This is a genomic window from Neorhizobium galegae bv. orientalis str. HAMBI 540 (assembly GCF_000731315.1).
In the GTDB taxonomy this organism is placed as follows: Bacteria; Pseudomonadota; Alphaproteobacteria; order Rhizobiales; family Rhizobiaceae; genus Neorhizobium; species Neorhizobium galegae.
In genome coordinates, this window is sequence record NZ_HG938353.1 from 3,344,584 (window position 1) to 3,361,322 (window position 16,739).

The 16,739-nt window shown below is 61.2% G+C and carries 20 protein-coding genes and 1 pseudogene; 11 read left to right on the forward strand and 10 right to left on the reverse strand.

Annotated elements, in window-relative coordinates; all coding sequences use genetic code 11:
• Window positions 1-5: 5 nt before the first annotated feature.
• Window positions 6-779 carry a polysaccharide deacetylase family protein gene (locus RG540_RS16520; protein WP_038590117.1) on the reverse strand — a complete coding sequence of 258 codons (774 nt, stop codon included), beginning with the start codon at window positions 777-779 and terminating at the stop codon, window positions 6-8.
• A 49-nt stretch (window positions 780-828) separates the two neighbouring features.
• Complete coding sequence (locus tag RG540_RS16525; RefSeq protein WP_051909475.1) at window positions 829-2,016, reverse strand: glycosyltransferase; 1,188 nt, start codon at window positions 2,014-2,016, stop codon at window positions 829-831.
• A gap of 134 nt (window positions 2,017-2,150) precedes the next feature.
• On the opposite strand from RG540_RS16525, the gene RG540_RS16530 reads away from it, so the two are divergent.
• Window positions 2,151-3,575, forward strand: coding sequence for a lipopolysaccharide biosynthesis protein (locus tag RG540_RS16530; RefSeq protein WP_151044436.1), 1,425 nt, complete (start codon window positions 2,151-2,153; stop codon window positions 3,573-3,575).
• Here the strand turns inward: RG540_RS16530 and RG540_RS16535 are convergent.
• The gene (locus tag RG540_RS16535; protein ID WP_080724967.1) at window positions 3,572-4,687 is read right to left on the reverse strand and encodes a glycosyltransferase family 4 protein; all 1,116 of its coding nucleotides are present in this window, start codon (window positions 4,685-4,687) and stop codon (window positions 3,572-3,574) included. The genes RG540_RS16530 and RG540_RS16535 overlap by 4 nt on opposite strands.
• A 138-nt stretch (window positions 4,688-4,825) precedes the next feature.
• On the opposite strand from RG540_RS16535, the gene RG540_RS16540 reads away from it, so the two are divergent.
• Window positions 4,826-5,041 carry a hypothetical protein gene (locus RG540_RS16540; RefSeq protein WP_038590122.1) on the forward strand — a complete coding sequence of 72 codons (216 nt, stop codon included), beginning with the start codon at window positions 4,826-4,828 and terminating at the stop codon, window positions 5,039-5,041.
• Between the two features lie 181 nt (window positions 5,042-5,222).
• Window positions 5,223-5,438 carry a hypothetical protein gene (locus tag RG540_RS16545; RefSeq protein WP_038590125.1) on the forward strand — a complete coding sequence of 72 codons (216 nt, stop codon included), beginning with the start codon at window positions 5,223-5,225 and terminating at the stop codon, window positions 5,436-5,438.
• Window positions 5,439-5,495: 57 nt separating this feature from the next.
• On the opposite strand, the gene RG540_RS16550 is transcribed toward RG540_RS16545, so the two are convergent.
• The gene (locus RG540_RS16550; RefSeq protein ID WP_038590127.1) at window positions 5,496-6,008 is read right to left on the reverse strand and encodes a ferritin-like domain-containing protein; all 513 of its coding nucleotides are present in this window, start codon (window positions 6,006-6,008) and stop codon (window positions 5,496-5,498) included.
• Window positions 6,009-6,175: 167 nt separating this feature from the next.
• Between RG540_RS16550 and RG540_RS16555 the strand changes: the two genes are divergently transcribed.
• The 4 genes from RG540_RS16555 (at window position 6,176) to RG540_RS16570 (ending at window position 8,475) form a co-directional block, all read left to right on the forward strand.
• Window positions 6,176-6,382 (forward strand): hypothetical protein, encoded by a 207-nt coding sequence (locus tag RG540_RS16555; protein ID WP_038590130.1) that lies wholly within the window; start codon window positions 6,176-6,178, stop codon window positions 6,380-6,382.
• 66 nt (window positions 6,383-6,448) lie between these two features.
• Complete coding sequence (locus tag RG540_RS16560; RefSeq protein WP_162182818.1) at window positions 6,449-6,628, forward strand: hypothetical protein; 180 nt, start codon at window positions 6,449-6,451, stop codon at window positions 6,626-6,628.
• A 36-nt stretch (window positions 6,629-6,664) separates the two neighbouring features.
• Entirely contained in the window at window positions 6,665-6,868 is a 204-nt protein-coding gene (locus RG540_RS16565) for a hypothetical protein (protein WP_038590136.1), read from the forward strand.
• 101 nt (window positions 6,869-6,969) lie between these two features.
• Complete coding sequence (locus tag RG540_RS16570) at window positions 6,970-8,475, forward strand: phospholipase D-like domain-containing protein (protein ID WP_038590139.1); 1,506 nt, start codon at window positions 6,970-6,972, stop codon at window positions 8,473-8,475.
• Here the strand turns inward: RG540_RS16570 and RG540_RS16575 are convergent.
• On the reverse strand, window positions 8,455-9,396 hold the full coding sequence (locus RG540_RS16575) for a putative bifunctional lysylphosphatidylglycerol flippase/synthetase (protein WP_038590142.1): 942 nt from the start codon (window positions 9,394-9,396) through the stop codon (window positions 8,455-8,457). The genes RG540_RS16570 and RG540_RS16575 overlap by 21 nt on opposite strands.
• A gap of 65 nt (window positions 9,397-9,461) precedes the next feature.
• Between RG540_RS16575 and RG540_RS16580 the strand changes: the two genes are divergently transcribed.
• Window positions 9,462-10,241: an endonuclease/exonuclease/phosphatase family protein gene (locus RG540_RS16580; RefSeq protein WP_046599986.1), complete on the forward strand. Its 780-nt coding sequence runs from the start codon at window positions 9,462-9,464 to the stop codon at window positions 10,239-10,241.
• Window positions 10,242-10,244: 3 nt separating this feature from the next.
• Here RG540_RS16580 and RG540_RS16585 read toward each other — a convergent pair whose 3' ends face one another.
• The 4 genes and pseudogenes from RG540_RS16585 to RG540_RS16600 all read right to left on the reverse strand — a co-directional run bounded on the left by RG540_RS16585 (window position 10,245) and on the right by RG540_RS16600 (window position 11,848).
• On the reverse strand, window positions 10,245-10,928 hold the full coding sequence (locus RG540_RS16585; RefSeq protein ID WP_038590144.1) for a phosphoribosyltransferase: 684 nt from the start codon (window positions 10,926-10,928) through the stop codon (window positions 10,245-10,247).
• A 134-nt stretch (window positions 10,929-11,062) separates the two neighbouring features.
• Window positions 11,063-11,305, reverse strand: coding sequence for a hypothetical protein (locus RG540_RS16590; RefSeq protein WP_038590147.1), 243 nt, complete (start codon window positions 11,303-11,305; stop codon window positions 11,063-11,065).
• Window positions 11,306-11,325: 20 nt separating this feature from the next.
• A complete protein-coding gene (locus RG540_RS16595) occupies window positions 11,326-11,532 on the reverse strand; it encodes a hypothetical protein (RefSeq protein WP_038545756.1) in 207 nt (68 codons plus the stop codon).
• Window positions 11,533-11,577: 45 nt separating this feature from the next.
• A pseudogene (locus RG540_RS16600) lies at window positions 11,578-11,848 on the reverse strand (hypothetical protein).
• A gap of 345 nt (window positions 11,849-12,193) precedes the next feature.
• Here RG540_RS16600 and RG540_RS16605 point away from each other — a divergent pair.
• Entirely contained in the window at window positions 12,194-13,612 is a 1,419-nt protein-coding gene (locus tag RG540_RS16605; RefSeq protein WP_038590148.1) for a cytochrome ubiquinol oxidase subunit I, read from the forward strand.
• Complete coding sequence (gene cydB / locus RG540_RS16610) at window positions 13,602-14,606, forward strand: cytochrome d ubiquinol oxidase subunit II (RefSeq protein WP_038590151.1); 1,005 nt, start codon at window positions 13,602-13,604, stop codon at window positions 14,604-14,606. Before RG540_RS16605 ends, cydB begins: the two co-directional genes overlap by 11 nt.
• Before the next feature lie 109 nt (window positions 14,607-14,715).
• Here cydB and RG540_RS16620 read toward each other — a convergent pair whose 3' ends face one another.
• A complete protein-coding gene (locus RG540_RS16620; protein ID WP_038590157.1) occupies window positions 14,716-15,270 on the reverse strand; it encodes a helix-turn-helix domain-containing protein in 555 nt (184 codons plus the stop codon).
• 103 nt (window positions 15,271-15,373) lie between these two features.
• Between RG540_RS16620 and RG540_RS16625 the strand changes: the two genes are divergently transcribed.
• Entirely contained in the window at window positions 15,374-16,735 is a 1,362-nt protein-coding gene (locus RG540_RS16625; protein ID WP_038590160.1) for an LLM class flavin-dependent oxidoreductase, read from the forward strand.
• The last annotated feature ends 4 nt before the right edge of the window (window positions 16,736-16,739 follow it).

Below are 16,739 nucleotides of genomic sequence, written 5' to 3' on the forward strand. Positions count from 1 at the left end.
CCTTTTCAGGCGACGCCGATCCGCTTCAGCGTATCAATCACGCTCTCGACCTTGATGCCGCGCCGGCGCACCTTGTCGACCACTTGCGAGAAGAAAGCCGGCGAACAGCCGATATTCGTCGGGTCCTCGCGCACGTCGTGGGTATAGAAGATCAGCCAGCCGCAGCGCCGCTCGACATCGTCCAGCATCCTGTCGATCGACGATGAATCGTTGCTGCAGTCATAGAGTTCCTGCGCTTTCAGATGGGCGAGATCGATGAGGCCGGAATTGGTGCCGACCTTGATGCCCCGCAGGCCAGGATAGTGATGCATCAGCGCCAGCTTGGACGGAACCGAAATCATCCCGAAAGGATAAGCGAACGAAACCGGCCTTGCAGAGCCGACGATCCGGGCGATCTCTTCATCATTCCGCCTGACATCGGCCATCAGGTCCCGACGGGGCGTTTTCTGGACGTTGATATGGCCATGCGTGTGGCCGCCGATCTCGTGTCCCCTGCCCGAAAGTGTCGCAACCATCTCCTGATCGACGATCAACTGGCCGTTTTCGACGCGTTGCATCAGCCCGCTTGCAAGGTAGAAAGTGCCGAGCATGCCCGCATCCTCAAGAGCAGGCGCGGCATTCTCGAAAACCGAGACAGGAAAATCGTCGAAGGTGAAAGCAACGACGGGTGCATCCAGTTTCAACAGGTGCGGGCGAAAATAGACGTGCCGCCCGAGCTTGCGGGATACGCCCGCCAGTATCTCCGAACCGGACATTTCCCAGAGTTTCGGCTTTTTCATTTACCCCCATCCATTGCAGTCGGATCTCCCACAGCCTGAAAACATAACCTCAAATACTTACGGTTGTCTCAACCTCAGGCACCGCAGAAACGGCACTTCCCGCTATCCCTGCGGCCTGAAGAAGATGAATGAACCTTTCGGCCGATTTTTCGACGCTGAATTCTGCCGCGCGGGCCTGGAGAACTGCGCTTTCAAGCGGCTGCTCGAGCGTCATGGCCATGGCCTGCGAAAGCGCGCCGGCGGCGCCGACCGGCACCAGCCGCCCAAGCCTGCCGCCTTCCAGGATCTCGCGCGGCCCATAAGGCGCATCCGTCGCGACGACTGGCACGCCGCAGGCCATCGCCTCGATCAGGGCGTTCCCCAGCCCCTCGTGCGAAGAGGACGATACGAAAAGCGAAGCCTGCGATACGACTGACAACGGGTCCGGATTGTGTCCCGGCAGGCTGATATCCGCCGACAGGTTCCTGGCTTCGATCAAGGCTTCCAGATTGCCGCGCTCATCACCTTCTCCGACGATCGTCAGCCGCGCGGCTCGCGTCCGCCTGAGTTGCGCGAAGGCCTCGATCAGCGTCGCGTATCCTTTTTCCGGAGAGAGCCTGCCGACCGAAACAATGAGGCCAGGCTCCGGTGAGCGGCCAAGTTGTTCAATCCGCCGCCGCATCTGCGGTGTCAGAACGGCATTGGTTCCAAGATTGGCGACTTTCGCCGCCGGCACCCCAAAACGGTCGATGAGATCGTTTCGCGCACCCGCCGTCAGCGTCAGCACGAGATCGGCGCGCGGATAGGCAAATCGGATCAGCCTGTAGGCCAGCCGGTTCTGCCAGTAGGGATCACCTGTTCGCGCCTGCAAGGGGCTTGCCACCTCCCGCAAGACGATCGACGGCCGCGTTTCCTTCGCAAGCCCTCGGGAGGCCAGGATCACCAGAACATTCGCCGCCGCCTCGGAAGACACCAGCGCCCTGGGGCGCCCCGTGACCAATAACCGTCTCAATGCAGCGGACGCGAAGGCAAGGCGCAATTTGCGGCCATTGCCGAGATCGATGACAGGCACGTCGGAGCGAATCAGCTCCCGCAAGGGACCCGAACTCTGAAGCGTGACGATTGCGCTCGGAAATCCCTGGGCCTGCAATTCGTTCGCCAGCAGGATGGCGTCACGCTGAGCACCACCGCCATCGAAACCGCGAACGAGAAAACAAATCCGGGCTGCGATCGGATCAACAATCCGAGAGCTATTCATAATCATCACATGCCCTATGATTATTGCGTTTGTTCCTGCTAAGGAAGGATCTGCATCACTCCCGGCAACGATCCGGCCTACCCTAGAGGGTTAGCGGTTAATTCTGACCAAATGCATATTATTGGGCGACGAAATTGAGCGATAGACATGCCTCGGTGTATTTAGCCTCGCGGGCGACCTCGGCCATCATCAATCTCGTGTCGGTTTCCATCTTCACGCGCATGACCAGCGCCGACGTTTACGGCCAGTATATTATCGGATTTTCGATCTGCATGATGGTCTACAGCCTCGGCGTCCAGTGGATCGTATTCGCGCATTTCGGACGATACGACCCGAGGGAAGCCGATCGGCTCGCCGGTGCGCTGCTGCTGGTTTCAGGAATCGTGATGTTGCCGGCGGTCGGCGCCATATACCTGTTCTACCTGTTTGGAACGTTGCATGCCGATGTCGCGGCCAGCAGCAGCTTGCTGGTGGTTTGCTTCACCTTGTATTTTGTCGCAGTCGAAATCAGCCGCGCCCACCTTCTTGTCCGGCTTGTTGCCATCGCGACCATCGCCCGCAGCGTCTTCTCCCTGCTGTTCGGTTTCATCGCCGTGCTCGAATTCGAGACGCCCGGCGCGCTGCTGGCGGGCGTAGGGCTGGGTTATGCGCTGGGCTCCGTGCCGGTTTTCCGGCATTTCAGCCGCACCATATGGGCGTCCGGCTTCGTCTGGCCGCGGAGCAGCGACGTGCGCAGGATGTGGCGCTACGGCTGGCCGCTTGCCATAGCCTTCGGCGCCTCCGCAGCGGCCATGAATGTCGATAGATTGCTGCTGGCGGGACTCTATAACACCAGCACCGTCGCGCCTTACGGGACCGTGCTCGACCTCATGAAGCAGACCTTCCTGGTCCTGGCCGAGGCGATCAGCGCGGGATATATTTCAAGCGCCAAGAACCTTCACACCGAGGGAAAGGGCTCCGACGCGCGCCATACCCTCAAGCGCGCCTTCATTACCCAGTGCTATATCGTTATTTTCGGCACGGTATCATTCATCCTGCTCGGCGACGTCGTCTTTGCGGTCCTCCTGGCTCCCAGCTATCTGCCGGTCGTCACCCAGATCATGCCGATCCTGCTCGTCGCAAATGCGCTTCTCGTCATGCGTTCCCACTATTTCGGCCAGGTGATTTATTTCAGCGGGACAACGAACCTGGAACTGGTCGCTTCGGTCGCGATGCTGGCGGTCACCGGTACGCTGAGCTACCTGCTTATCCCTTCATATTCCGCAATGGGCGCCGCCATCGCCTTCACGCTTGGGCAGGCAGCGGCGCTGTTGATCTGCCTGATCTACGCGTCCGGAAACCTGCGCATGCCTCTCGACCTGCCGCGGGGCAGCCTATTGCTGGCGCTTGGCATAGCTCTCGTCGCCGTCGGTAAGGGTGTCCAGCTCGTGGCGGGGGAGCCGGTTGCAAGCGCCATCAACTTCGTGTTGATCGGCATCGCCAGCGCCTATATCGCCCTGCGCTGGAACCTGTTCGATGCCCGTTCGCTGCTTCAGCGTTTTTATCCGCGACGGGGCTAGCCGGCCTCGGAGCGCAGGAAATTCGTATACCGCTCCAGCATCAGCTCCCGGCTGTGATGCTCGCGATGCAATCGCGCGAAATCGCTGCGAAGCTGCGCGTCCGGATAATTCGCAGCGAGGTCCTTGACCGCATCGGCAAGACCGGTCGCATCGCAGGGCGGATGGAACCGCGTCATGGATACGTTTTCATGCTCGTCGCCGATGCAAAGCACCTCGCGCAGAACCGGGAGATCGGACGCAACAACCGGCAGCCCCGCCATCGAAGCCTCGACCCCTGCAAGGCCGAAAGTCTCCCAGATCGAGGGAAACACATAGATATTGCCGGTCGTGAGGATGTCACCGAGTTCATCCCGATCGATGGAGCCCACCAGATGGACGCGTTCAGCCACATCGAGGGCGCGCGCTTTGTCTTCAAGCGCCGCGCGGTTGGGGCCATCACCGGCGATGATCAGATGCATTCCCGGCAGCAGCCGGAGCGCCTCCACCAATACGCCATGATCTTTCTGATCCACCAGCCTGCCGGTCGCGACCAGCAAGAATGCGTCCGGCGCAATGGAAAGGCGCTGCCGCCAGTCGACCGCTGCACGCGCCGGCGGAATGGGATCGACACCGTGCGGGATCAGAATGAAACGCCGCCGGTAGGCGGCCGGCCATTTGCCGAACGAAGCGCTGGTCGATACGGAATTGGATACGAAATGGGTGAAGATTCCCGTCGAGCCGAACAGCCAGTCGAGTGCCTTCCAATGCCGGCGAATACCCTCGGGCGCTGCGGTGTGATGGGCAGCGCGCACGGGCACCCGGCCGAGAAAGCCAAGGAATCCGCCAAAGACCGAAGCCGCAGCCTGGTAGGTGAATATCGCGTCGTACTTTCGGGAGAGGATGGCCCATGCGAGGCGCGCAAGATTGCGAAGCGTGGCGACCGTCCCGTGACCGGTATCGAGAGACAGGGTCTGCACGTCGAAACCGCGGGCATGCAATCCGGTTTCGACCATCTGCACAAGTGTCCGAACGCCACCCATCTTGTCATGGGTGACGAGCTGGAGGATCCGCATCCCCGAAGGATTTAGCGTATCGGCAGCTTCTGGAAAAGCGGAGCTGAATTCGTGCCTCATGACCGGAACCTAGGGCTGAAATCTTAAAATCTGTGAAGAGAGATCATTCACATTCCTTCTATCCGATTTTTTCGCGGATCAAAAACTCTCCTGCGCGGTTTTGCCTGATGAGCAAAACAGAAACAGGAGGCAGATCCCATGGCCAAAGCCAGTTCGAAACGGATGGGCGCAGGAACGCAGGGAAAAAGCAGCGGCAACGGCGCCATGACGGACATCGACAAGAGGACTCTTCCTGAAAACAAAGTGCTGTCAAACCGCGACAAGGCGCAGCATTCGAGGGAACGCGGACTGGACAGCAAAATGGTACAGACCGAGCAGTTTCACGATCACGAGTCGAATCATCTTAGCGACTGAAAAAGCACCTATATTCACGACTGCTTGAAAAAGATTTTAAGCCCTGACAGCCGGCGCCATTCAGCTTTCCGGCCCTTGCAAAGTGGAAGAGAAGTAGTAATCTTTGGCTATCGTCGGCAAAGGAAAGATCGCGCGCTGGCGATAGGAAGCGCTTTCGCCGCGATTTGGGGAGGCTGAAAATATGAACGCAGCAATCCTGACCAATACTTTCGAACCCACGGAATTGGCATTCCTTCAACGCTTGTTCGACGAAATCTGTGCAGAGCGTGGACTTGCCGGCGGCAGCCTCGCCGCAAACAATCTCGCAGCACAGATGATTCAGCTTTATCAACAGGGTGTGCGCGACCCACGAGATCTGCAGGTCCATCTGGACCCGGATGCACCCTTAAGAACCTGACATCGCGTGACAGCCGCCGTCGCAGCGGCTGGCATTCTTCACCTTCAGCGCTTCACACTATCTCTTGGCCATCAGGTCCCGCTCGTCCCGCATCAGGAATACGCGGGTGATGGCATCAAGATTGGCTTCCAGCCAGTCCGCCATAGCGATCTCTTCGTCCAGAATGCGTTCGAAGACGGTCTTTGCTTCCATTTCATCGAGTTCGTCGGCCGCTGCAATCAGAACCCTGTAGCTGGCGATCTCCATGTGTTCGAAGGCATAACTTGCCATCGCTCCCTTGACCACCTCGTCGCTGGTCAACATGCCGCCGACGCCCTGTGCCTTGGCCGCCAGCTTGGCCGCCATGTCCTTGAGCGCCAAAGCGCTGCCGGTTCCCGAAAATTGATCCAGCAGCGCCTTCAGCGCCTGGGCGTGTTTCTCCGTCTCATGTAGGTGCCGGACGATCCTGGCCCTGAGGTCCGGATAGCTCTCGATCCGCTTGGATTGAGCGAAGAGCGTGACGATTGCCTGTTCCTCCATGGCATGCGCCGCACGCAGCCAGGCAAGGAAGTTGTCTCGGGCATGGGTCATTCGCTTCTCCTCGCAAATCGGTAGCCCCCTGGAACGCGGATGAATGGCAGGATGGCCGGATTCAACCCCTGAAAGCATCCGAAGTTCCTCTTCGCCTCAACGCGTCGGAACATTTGCTCCATTCACGAATTGTCCGGCGATAGCTTCACGAGCCTGGAGGCGAGGTCATGTCACGCGAGACGAGGGCAAATTCGATCATCGGAGGCATTATTATAGTGCTCCTCTTGATGGCTGTCGGCTATTATTTCACCGGCACGTCGGATAATACGGCACAGGCGCCGACACCTCCGGCGACGAACGATACCGCGCAGAAGCTGGCACCAGCACCGGCTCTCGGCACGGATCCGACGAGCACCGGTTCCACCAACCGGTAGGGTAATTCGCGAGGAACAATCGCCATGCCGGGCGGTTGTGGAATGAGTAACAGGGAGTTTTCCATGATACCCGATCCTCGCGAACCCAGCGAACGGCCGCCTATGCCGGCTCCTGTTTGGAAACCGGAACCCCCGATCGGCGAACCGGAACCGGACCGGCTGCCGGACGAGACGCCGCTGCCCAATCCGGATGAAAATCCCAATCCGCCAGTCTATATGCCGCCCGGCAACCTGGCTTTCAGTTGAAGAGGTACCGGCGCCAAAAGCGCCGGCAGATCGACCATGAACATCCATAGCCAAACGCGTTCAGACCGTAGAGAAATGCAGGGCGAGAATAGCCAGAGACAGATGGCGGGCGGGCTTTGGAAACTGCTGAGCGCCGCAATTCTCATCCTCCTCGGGCTCATCGTCGCGATGGAGGCATTGGGAGACGGCAACAACGGTTTCGTTGCCCCCAATCCAGCTCAGCAGACAGTTCTCGAATAACGCCTCACCTTGCATCCCCCCGGGTCGGCACATGAACTCGACCTTGGAACAAAGGGTAAAATCCGCGCGTTCATCTGTCATCCTATGACGAGGTGGCGCAGGTGGACGCAACGACGCAATCACTCCAGACCCTAAAAACGTCATTCGTGTTCGACCCGATCATCCGACCGGGCCGCAACGCGTGGCGTAGCGCGAGGGCGAAAAAGCTCGCCTTTCTGATCGATGCCGACGACTATTACCGCCGACTGGATCAGGTGCTGAGGCAGGCGGAACATTCGGTCTTCATCATCGGCTGGGATTTCAATCCCGACATTCTCCTTCTTCCTCGCGGTCCGGACGGAGAGACCCTCGGCGCGCTGCTGCACAGGATGGTCGAGGAAAAACCTTCGCTTGAAATCCGCATCCTGGTCTGGGGCATGGGCCCGGTCTACTCCGGCAAGAGCCTGAAGATGTTCGGCAGGATGGGCTGGAACGATCATCCGCGCATTTTCCTGCATTTCGATTTCGATCATCCGCTGCGCGCCAGCCATCACCAGAAAATCGTCGTGATCGACGACGGGACAGCCTTCCTCGGCGGCATCGACCTGACCGCCCGTCGCTGGGACGACCGCAGCCACGCAATAGTCAACCCGCTTCGCCGGGCTCCGGACGGAACCGCCTATGGCCCCGTCCACGACATGCAAGCGATCGTGACCGGTGATACGGCAAAGCTGATCGGCGATGTCGCCCGCCGCCGGTGGAAGAAGGCGACCCGAGAAACGCTTGCGCCACTTGATACGCACAGCGCGCCTCCCTGGCCAGCAGACCTGGAGCCGGCGTTGACCGACTGCAACACCGGTCTGGCGCTGACTGAAGCGTGGAAATGGAAGGGCCGCCGCGGCCACCGCGAGGCGATCCGGCTGACCCACGACGCGCTGAAGGCGGCAAAAAGCCACCTCTATATCGAGACCCAGTATCTCGCCTCCTTCGGCGTGGCGCGGACGCTTGCCAGACAGTTGAGGAAAGCAGACGGCCCTGAAATCCTCGTGATCGTCACGCGCGAATCCCACGGCTTCCTGGAAAAGCTGATGATGGGCCACAACCGCAACCGGCTGATCCGCCGCCTGAAGCGCGCGGATCGTTATGGACGGCTGCGGGTTTTCTATGCCGTGGTTTCCGACGGCGACGGCAGGGAGCAGGAGATCATCGTTCACTCCAAACTGATCATCGTCGACGACCGGTTCGTGCGCGTCGGCTCTTCCAATCTCAACAATCGCTCGGAAGGCCTGGACACGGAGGCGGACCTTGCGATCGAAACCTCTCAACCGGCGGGCCGACAGGCGATCGCGGCACTGCGCAACGAGCTGATCGCCGAACACCTCGATGCCCAACCGGCGGAAGTTGCGCGGATCATCGCGGAAACCGGCTCCATGCTGGCGGCCGTCGATCGGCTGAACGTCAAGTCCCGCGGCCTGCGGAGCTACCACGTCGATACGGAAAAAGGCGAAACCGCATCCCTCGTCGGCACGGGGATCATCGATCCGAAACAGCCCTTTTGGCCGATCCCGGAAATCAAGATCGGTTTCCGGCGGCTTTTCGCCCGCCTGTCACATTACCGTCTGCTCTAGGAACCTGCCGCCCCGATGACGATAATAGGCCTCGGTGACGAGCAGCATCGGCACACCGACCGTGAGCGGCACGAAAAAATAGAGCACGCGGAAGGCGACCAGTGCACCGATCGACGCGGATGTCGGCAGGATCCCGAGCATCGTCGCCTCCAGCACGCCGAGCCCGCCCGGCACATGGCTGATCAGCGCGGCCAGGTTGGCGGTGACGTAGGCGCTGGCCACATCCAGGTAACCGGCATCGGTAAAGCTCGCCAGAAGCTGCTGGATGGACGCCGCGACGCAGGCGAAGTTCAGCGTGCCGATGGCGACCTGGCCGAGCGCGAGCTGTATCGCCGGCGGTTCGAAACGCCAGCTGCGCACGACGAGCGGGCGACGCACGAAGGCGCAGACCATGAGATGGGTGGCGGGACCGGCGAGGCAGAGCAAGCCGACCGTCAGCCGTGCCGTGCGGTCGAGGCCCAGCAGGTCCACCGTGTCACCGGGCTGGAGCAGCAACGCCAGTCCGGCGAGCGTTCCAAGACCGAGGCCGACGGTCACCCCGCAGAACACTATGACCTTGGCAATGTCCTCTCCAGTCAGGCCCCAGCGCGTGTAGAACCGGTAGCGCACGGCGCCGCTGCTGAGCGCGGAAAGCCCGACATTGTGACCGATCGACAGAGCCGTGAAGGACGCGAGCGAGGTCTGGCGCAAGAGAAGCGGCTTGCCCGCATACCGCACCGCAAGCGCATCGAACCCACCAAGGCAGAGATAGGAGAGGATGACGAAAAAGAAGGCAGTCGCCAGCCGCAAACCGGCGATCGACCGGACCGATTCCTCGATCTCGTCGACCGTGTAGCGACCGAGACTGCGATAGACGAGGAAGGCCGCCAGGCAGATCGCAACGCCGATCAGAAACTTGAGCAGATGGCGTCTGGCGATCATGGTCCCTCTCGTAAACGGCTGTATAACAATGGGAACGAAACTGGGCCCGAGGTGTTCCCAGCGCCATGACGGATCAGATATTGCCAGCCGAGGCCGGCCCCGCCCCGGCCCAGCCTTTGAAGACAAGGCATCGCCTGAGAATCTTGAGCTATAATGTGCACAGCTGCATCGGTACCGATCGCCGGCTCGACCCCGCCCGGGTGGCAGAGGTCATCGCGGCCCTGGAACCGGATATCATCGGATTGCAGGAATTGGATGTCGGCCGCAGCCGCACCGGCGGGATAGATCAGGCGCATGCGATCGCCTCTCTTCTGCGGATGGAATTCCATTTCCACGCAGCGCTCAACGTCGCCGAAGAGCGTTATGGCGATGCGATCCTGACCGCCCTGCCGGCAAGAATGATCAAGGGTGCCGGCCTGCCCTCGCATGGCGAACAGCGCGGGGCGGTCTGGGTGGAAATAGAGGTCGGGGAGCACAAGCTGCAGGTCTTCAATACCCATCTCGGCCTGCTGGGCGGCGACCGGATGCGCCAGATCGGCGAAATTCTAGGCCCAGTTTGGATGGGCGCACCGGATTGCCAAGGCAAGCCGAAGATCCTGATCGGCGATTTCAACGCCACGCCTGTGACCGCGACCTACAAGGCCGTCGCCCGTCAGATGGCGGACGCGCCGCTTGTCAGCGGGGGACGGCCCAAAGCCACTTTCCCGTCGCGTCTGCCGCTTTTGAGGATCGACCACGTCTTCGTCTCCAGCGAAGTCACGCCGATTGCGACGCAGGTCGTATCGACCCCGCTTTCCCGCCGGGCCTCCGATCATCTGCCGCTTCTGGTCACTGTCGAACTTTGATCCTCAATGGCTCAGGGTGCGGCTGAGCCGGTGAGCCTCCTTCAGAAGGCGCACCACGTCCTGGTCGGTCGTCTCCCTGAAGTCGCCGTAGTGCAGACTGACGGCTTCCATGCGCTCCGGCGCCGACAGGCAGACGATGTCGTCCACCTCCTCCTGCAGTGATTCCAGCAATAGACGCGGCGCGACCGGCACCGCGATCCGGATCGACGCTACACCCATGTCTTTCAGCGCATGGATGCCGGCGCGGATCGAAACGCCGTTTGCAATACCATCATCGACGAGAATGATGTCGCGACCCGTATGATCATGCTCGCTCGGCTCGTCCTCGCCGAAATACATCCGATGTCGGCGCTCGATTTCTGCGAGCTGATGTTCGCGCTCGGCCGCAAGATAGCCCGGCGGCACATGGAAACGGCGAGCGGCATCCTCATCGACGATCACATGCGGCTCACGCCCATCCACGACAGCGCCGATGCCGTATTCGGGATGACCGGGCGCGCCGATCTTGCGGACGATGAGAAGATCGAGCGGCAGGCCGAGCCGCTGGGCGACTTCGAAGGCCACGGGCACGCCGCCACGCGGCAGCGCCATCAGGATCGGATCCGGCGGCATCGCCGCCTGCATGGCTTCCGCCAATTGCCTTCCGGCGTCCTCGCGATCGATAAAGGTTGGGCTTAGACCGAACATATCATCCTCCCAGGATGGTGCGACGACGCCTGCCACCGCACGTGGTTCTTATGCCAGCCCGACTGCATCATATCACCAGCCGGACGTCCGACAACTATGAGGATGGGGTTTGCGTTCCGCGCTCTCCAAAAGAGTCAGGAGCCCCTGCCTTTGTGGTGCTCGCTTTCCTGGTTGCGGCCGCGAATGATCGATGGGTCGTCATGGAGGGAAACGTCCGCAGCCCGCATGTCCAGGTTATCGCCGCGACGGAAAGCATCCTTGGCCGCTTCGCTCCGCCGCAAGTCGGGGCCGGGATCGAATTCCTTCGGCGCATTGGCGGTATTTTCCCGCTTTTCGATGATGTTGCGCTGTTGCTGATGGGTTTTGTTGCCTTGCATGATCTATCCTCCTTGAGAGGTCATTTGTTCGCCCGGCCGCGTTGGTTGGGATCAACGCCGCCGAACCGGGTCGTGTCGTTGCCGACATCGCCTTCCTCGGTATTCTCGCCGGCGATCTCGTCGGCACCGGTAAAGCGGTTCAACCCTTTCGACTGGCCTATGCCGGGATCCTCCTTGAGATCGGCGTCGCTCGGCTTGCGGGTCTTGAAATGTTTGGATGTGGACATAATCGTCCTCCTTGGCTCTGCGGCACCGCGGTCTCGGCCGCGGCGTCAGTGTTTCGTGCTGGACACGAATTTGTTGAACCGGCTGGGTTTACCGGCTTCCGTTTCTTCCTGAAAAAGGAAGACAAGCTTGTTCTTGTCGAAGATCGAGAAGAAGTCGCCCCATTCTATTCCCTCCAGGGATTCTTCCGGCTTCCCGAAATCAACGCGCAGAATGCCGCCTTCCTTGGCGCCCTTCACTCGGGCGGGATGGCCGCCCCCGCTCCTCGATCCACTGCCGGATCTCCTTGTGATCGGTGGTTTCTACGGCTTTGCTCATAAACGTGATCCTCCTTTCGTGGCTCATTCCCGAACCGGGACGGCTAACGAAGGTTCCGTCGCGACCAAGCGAAATGAAAAGCGAAGAAGGAACAAAACTCATGATCACGGGTTCAACGCGGGTCGGACGCATGACCTCCACGCGGTCGACATTGTCATAAGTACCCTCCCCAACTTGGCGCTTCCCCTCACCGGGAAGCGCTTTTTCGTTCACTGTGGCGGTCCGACGCAGGACTGCGGCATCGGGGCGCGCGGCATTCACGCGTATTGATCTCTTGACGCCCCGCACCGATTGTCATCCGATGAGATGGGTGGGCCATTGGCCGCGCCAGAAAAGGGATACGCCATGTTCGAGACCTTCGACGCGACGCTGCTGGCGCGCATGCAGTTCGCCTTCACGGTCTCGTTCCACATCATTTTCCCCGCGTTTTCGATCGGGCTGGCGAGTTATCTCGCTGTGCTGGAAGGTCTTTGGCTGTGGACGAAAAAGGTCGTTTATCTGGAGCTGTTCGACTTCTGGAAGACGATTTTTGCCCTCGCCTTCGGCATGGGCGTCGTCTCCGGTATCGTCATGTCCTACCAGTTCGGCACGAACTGGAGCGTGTTCTCGGACAAGGTCGGCCCGATCATCGGCCCGCTGATGGGTTACGAAGTGCTGTCGGCCTTCTTTCTGGAGGCCGGTTTCCTCGGCATCATGCTGTTCGGCCGCAACCGCGTCGGCCCCGGCCTGCATTTCTTCGCGACGCTGATGGTCGCGGTCGGCACGCTGATTTCGGCCACCTGGATCCTTTCCGCCAACTCCTGGATGCAGACGCCGCAGGGTTTTGCGATGAACGACAAGGGTCAGTTCATCCCCGCCGACTGGTGGGCGGTCATCTTCAACCCGTCCTTCCCCTATCGCCTCGTCCACATGGTGCTCGCCGCCTATCTGACCACCGCCCTTGTGGTCGGCGCGGTCGGCGGCCTGCACCTTCTGCGCCGCACCGCCCCCTTGCGGGCCGGCACGATGTTCTCGATGGCCATGTGGATGCTGACATTGGTCGCCCCGATCCAGATCTTTGCCGGCGACCAGCACGGCCTCAACACGCTGGAGCACCAGCCGGTCAAGGTCATGGCGATGGAGGGCCACTACCAGAGCCATCCGGACGGCGCGCCGCTGATCCTCTTCGGCCTGCCGAACCAGGCCGAACAACGGATCGACTACGCAATCGAGATCCCGAAGCTTTCGAGCCTCATCCTGAAACACAGCCTCGATGCGCCGCTCAAGGGCCTCGACACGGTGCCGCGCGAATTGCAGCCGCCGGTACCAATCGTGTTCTGGTCCTTCCGCATCATGGTCGGCCTCGGCTTCGCCATGCTGGGTCTCGGCCTCTGGAGCCTTTACTGTCGATGGAGAGGCCGCCTCTACACCTCCGAATGGCTGCACCGGGCCGCGATGGTGATGGGGCCAGCCGGCTTCGTCGCCGTGCTCGCCGGGTGGGTGACAACCGAGGTCGGCCGCCAGCCCTATACGGTCTACGGCCACCTGCTGACCGCCAATTCCGTCTCGCCGATCGCGGCGGCGGCTGTAGGCTCCTCACTGATCGCCTTCGTCATCGTCTATTTCCTCGTCTTTGGCGCGGGCACCTTCTACATCCTGCGGCTGATGTCCCGGCCGCCGCGCGATCCGAGCGGCGATCTCGGCGAAGGCCCGATCCGAACCGCCGGCATTACGCCCGCCCCACACGTCGCATCGCTCCATGCAGGAGGCCGTCATGGTCATTGACCTTCCCTTCATCTGGGCGGCCATCATCGCCTTTGCGGTGCTTGCCTATGTCATCCTCGACGGCTTCGACCTCGGCGTCGGCATCCTCTTTCCGCTGTTTCCGGAAAAGCGCCATCGCGACGTGATGATGAACAGCGTCGCACCGGTCTGGGACGGCAACGAGACCTGGCTGGTGCTGGGTGGCGGCGGGCTGATGGCGGTCTTTCCGCTCGCCTATGCGACGATCCTGCCGGCACTCTACGCATCTATCATCGCCATGCTGCTCGGGCTGATCTTTCGAGGCGTCGCCTTCGAATACCGCTGGCGCACCGGCCGGGCGCAATATCTCTGGAACTGGGCCTTTGCCGGCGGCTCGTTCATGGCGGCGTTGGCCCAAGGGATCGCGCTCGGGGCGTTGGTACAGGGCATTCCGGTTGCAAACCGCGCCTATTCCGGCGGCTGGTGGGACTGGCTGACACCGTTTTCGATCGCCACCGGCCTTGCGGTCGTCATCGGTTACGCACTGCTCGGCTCGACCTGGCTGGTGATGAAAACGACGGGCGACCTTCGCGACAAGGCCCGCAGCCTTTCCTATATCGCAGCGCTCGCGACGCTCGCCGCGATGGCGATCTTCAGCCTCTGGACGCCCTTTCTCGAACCGCTCTATCTGAAACGCTGGTTTTCCTGGCCGACGGCGATCTTCAGCATCATCGTGCCGCTGCTTGTCCTCGGCTGCTTCTGGCTTCTGCTCACGGGCCTGAAAAACAACCGCGACAGCCGGCCTTTCCTTGCGGCGCTCGGCCTTTTCATACTTGGCTACGCAGGCATCGGCATCAGCTTCTATCCGTATATCGTACCGACATCCGTGACGATCTGGGATGCGGCGGCCCCCGACGAAAGCCTCGGCTTCCTGCTGGTCGGCGCGCTGATCCTCGTGCCGCTGATCCTTGCCTATACGAGCTATGCCTATTGGGTCTTCCGCGGCAAGATCGATCCGGAAGAGGGTTATCACTGATGGCCGGCAGCGAAACCTTCAGGCGGCTCGCCTGGTTCGTCGCTCTCTGGATCGCCGGCGTCCTGACGGTCGGCACCGTCGGCCTGATCATTAAATTCTGGCTCGGCGCCTAACGCCGTGTCAGCGCCACAACATAACGCGCCGGTTCCGTGCCCGGATTGAAAAAGACGCAATCGGCCGGCGTCCCGAGCAGAAGGCAATCGCCTTCGGTAAGCTGATGCGTCACCGCTCCCTCCTGGAAATCGAGCCGGCCCGAAAGCACCCAGATCTGCTGGTGCTGGAAGGCGAAGGCGGATGCCGGATAGGGCACGCGGACGCCTGAGGGCAGCGACACATCCAGAAGCTCCAGCAGCGAATTCGGTGGGGAGACTGCACGTCGCGTATAACCCGTCTCCGGATCGGTCCAGACCGACTGTTCCGCCTGTAGCGCGACACGCTCCTGTGCCCGCTCGGCAAGCGCCAGCAGTACCGAAAGCGGCAGACCGAAGGCGCCCGAGAGCCGGCCGAGCACGGTCGCCGTCGGGCTCGCCTCGCTGCGCTCGATCTTGCTGATCATCGCCTTGGACACGCCCGAGCGTTCGGCAAGCTCGGCGAGCGACCAGCCCCGCGCCTCCCGCTCGATCTTCAGCCGAGTGGCGATCGCCTGGACCGGGTCGTTCTCCATCTGCTGCAAGCGGCTTGCCTTTCAAAGTTCGTCTTCTATAGTGGACGATAACATCCTATAAGAGACGAACCTTGTCGGCAATGGGGAATTCAAAGGGAAGATCGTGACACGCGAAATCCGTTTCAACGCCTTCGATATGAACTGCGTCGGCCACATCCAGCAGGGGCTCTGGGCACATCCCCGCGATCAGTCGCACCGTTATGCGCAACTGCACTACTGGACGGACTATGCGAAAAGGCTGGAGGCCGGCCTGTTCGACGGCATATTCCTCGCCGACGTTCTCGGCGTCAACGACGTCTTCGGAGGCAGCAACGCGGCGGCTTTGAGGGGTGCCGTACAGGTGCCAGTCAACGATCCGCTGCTGTTGGTGCCGGCCATGGCCGCGGTCACCGAACATCTCTCATTTGGCGTTACCGCCAACCTGACCCATGAACCGCCGTTCGTATTTGCCCGCCGCATGTCGACGCTCGATCACCTGACGGGTGGCCGGATCGGCTGGAACATCGTCACCGGTTACCTCGACAGCGCCGCCAAGGCCATCGGCCTCGGCGGCATGGCCGCCCACGACGACCGCTACGACCTCGCCGACGAATATATGGAGGTCATGTACCGGCTGTGGGAGGCAAGCTGGGAAGACGATGCCGTGGTCTTCGACCGGGCAAATCACGTCTATGCAGACCCGGCCAAGGTCCACAAGGTGCACCACCGCGGCAAGCAATACGGCATCGAGGCGATCCATCTCTGCGAACCCTCGCCGCAGCGCACACCGGTCCTCTACCAGGCCGGTTCCTCAACCCGCGGCCGGCAGTTCGCCGCCACCCACGCCGAGTGCGTCTTCGTCAACGGCCAGAAGACCGAAGGCGTCAAGGGCATCGTCGACGACATCAGGGCTCGCGCCGTCGAATACGGCCGCAACGCGGAGGACGTCAAAGTCTTTGTCGGCGCCACGATCGTTACCGGCCGCACCGAAAAGGAAGCCCGCGAAAAATTCGAGGATTATCGCGCCTATGCGAGTTCCGAAGGCGCGCTCGTGCATGCGGCCGGCTCGCTCGGCATCGATTTTGCAAAATACGATCTCGACGAACCGATCGAGACCGGCAAGAGTTCGGCGATCGTCTCCAATGTCGAGGCGATGACCCGCACCGCCGGGCCGCAATGGACCAAGCGCAAGCTGCTCGACCAGATGGTTCTCGGCAGCCGCCAGGCGCCGATGATCGGTTCCGCCGAACAGATCGCCGACAATCTCGTCGCCTGGATGGATGAGGCCGGCGTCGACGGTTTTAACCTGTCGCGCACCGTTGTGCCGGAATGTTTCGACGATATCATCGAGCTTGTGATTCCGATCCTGCAGGAGCGTGGCCTCTACAAGACCGGCTATCGCGAAGGTCCGTTCCGTGAAAAGCTGTTCGGAACGCCGCGCCTGCCGAGCCGGCATATCGCCGCCAGATACCGCATCACGGGATAAAATT

Excerpts from the sequence above, each read along its gene's own strand:
- RG540_RS16520 (WP_038590117.1), bottom strand. The coding sequence starts at position 779 with ATGAAAAAGCCGAAACTCTGGGAAATGTCCGGTTCGGAGATACTGGCG.
- RG540_RS16525 (WP_051909475.1), bottom strand. The coding sequence starts at position 2,016 with ATGAATAGCTCTCGGATTGTTGATCCGATCGCAGCCCGGATTTGTTTT.
- RG540_RS16535 (WP_080724967.1), bottom strand. The coding sequence starts at position 4,687 with ATGAGGCACGAATTCAGCTCCGCTTTTCCAGAAGCTGCCGATACGCTA.
- RG540_RS16540 (WP_038590122.1), top strand. The coding sequence starts at position 4,826 with ATGGCCAAAGCCAGTTCGAAACGGATGGGCGCAGGAACGCAGGGAAAA.
- RG540_RS16545 (WP_038590125.1), top strand. The coding sequence starts at position 5,223 with ATGAACGCAGCAATCCTGACCAATACTTTCGAACCCACGGAATTGGCA.
- RG540_RS16550 (WP_038590127.1), bottom strand. The coding sequence starts at position 6,008 with ATGACCCATGCCCGAGACAACTTCCTTGCCTGGCTGCGTGCGGCGCAT.
- RG540_RS16555 (WP_038590130.1), top strand. The coding sequence starts at position 6,176 with ATGTCACGCGAGACGAGGGCAAATTCGATCATCGGAGGCATTATTATA.
- RG540_RS16565 (WP_038590136.1), top strand. The coding sequence starts at position 6,665 with ATGAACATCCATAGCCAAACGCGTTCAGACCGTAGAGAAATGCAGGGC.
- RG540_RS16575 (WP_038590142.1), bottom strand. The coding sequence starts at position 9,396 with ATGATCGCCAGACGCCATCTGCTCAAGTTTCTGATCGGCGTTGCGATC.
- RG540_RS16580 (WP_046599986.1), top strand. The coding sequence starts at position 9,462 with ATGACGGATCAGATATTGCCAGCCGAGGCCGGCCCCGCCCCGGCCCAG.
- RG540_RS16585 (WP_038590144.1), bottom strand. The coding sequence starts at position 10,928 with ATGTTCGGTCTAAGCCCAACCTTTATCGATCGCGAGGACGCCGGAAGG.
- RG540_RS16590 (WP_038590147.1), bottom strand. The coding sequence starts at position 11,305 with ATGCAAGGCAACAAAACCCATCAGCAACAGCGCAACATCATCGAAAAG.
- RG540_RS16595 (WP_038545756.1), bottom strand. The coding sequence starts at position 11,532 with ATGTCCACATCCAAACATTTCAAGACCCGCAAGCCGAGCGACGCCGAT.
- RG540_RS16605 (WP_038590148.1), top strand. The coding sequence starts at position 12,194 with ATGTTCGAGACCTTCGACGCGACGCTGCTGGCGCGCATGCAGTTCGCC.
- cydB (WP_038590151.1), top strand. The coding sequence starts at position 13,602 with ATGGTCATTGACCTTCCCTTCATCTGGGCGGCCATCATCGCCTTTGCG.
- RG540_RS16620 (WP_038590157.1), bottom strand. The coding sequence starts at position 15,270 with ATGGAGAACGACCCGGTCCAGGCGATCGCCACTCGGCTGAAGATCGAG.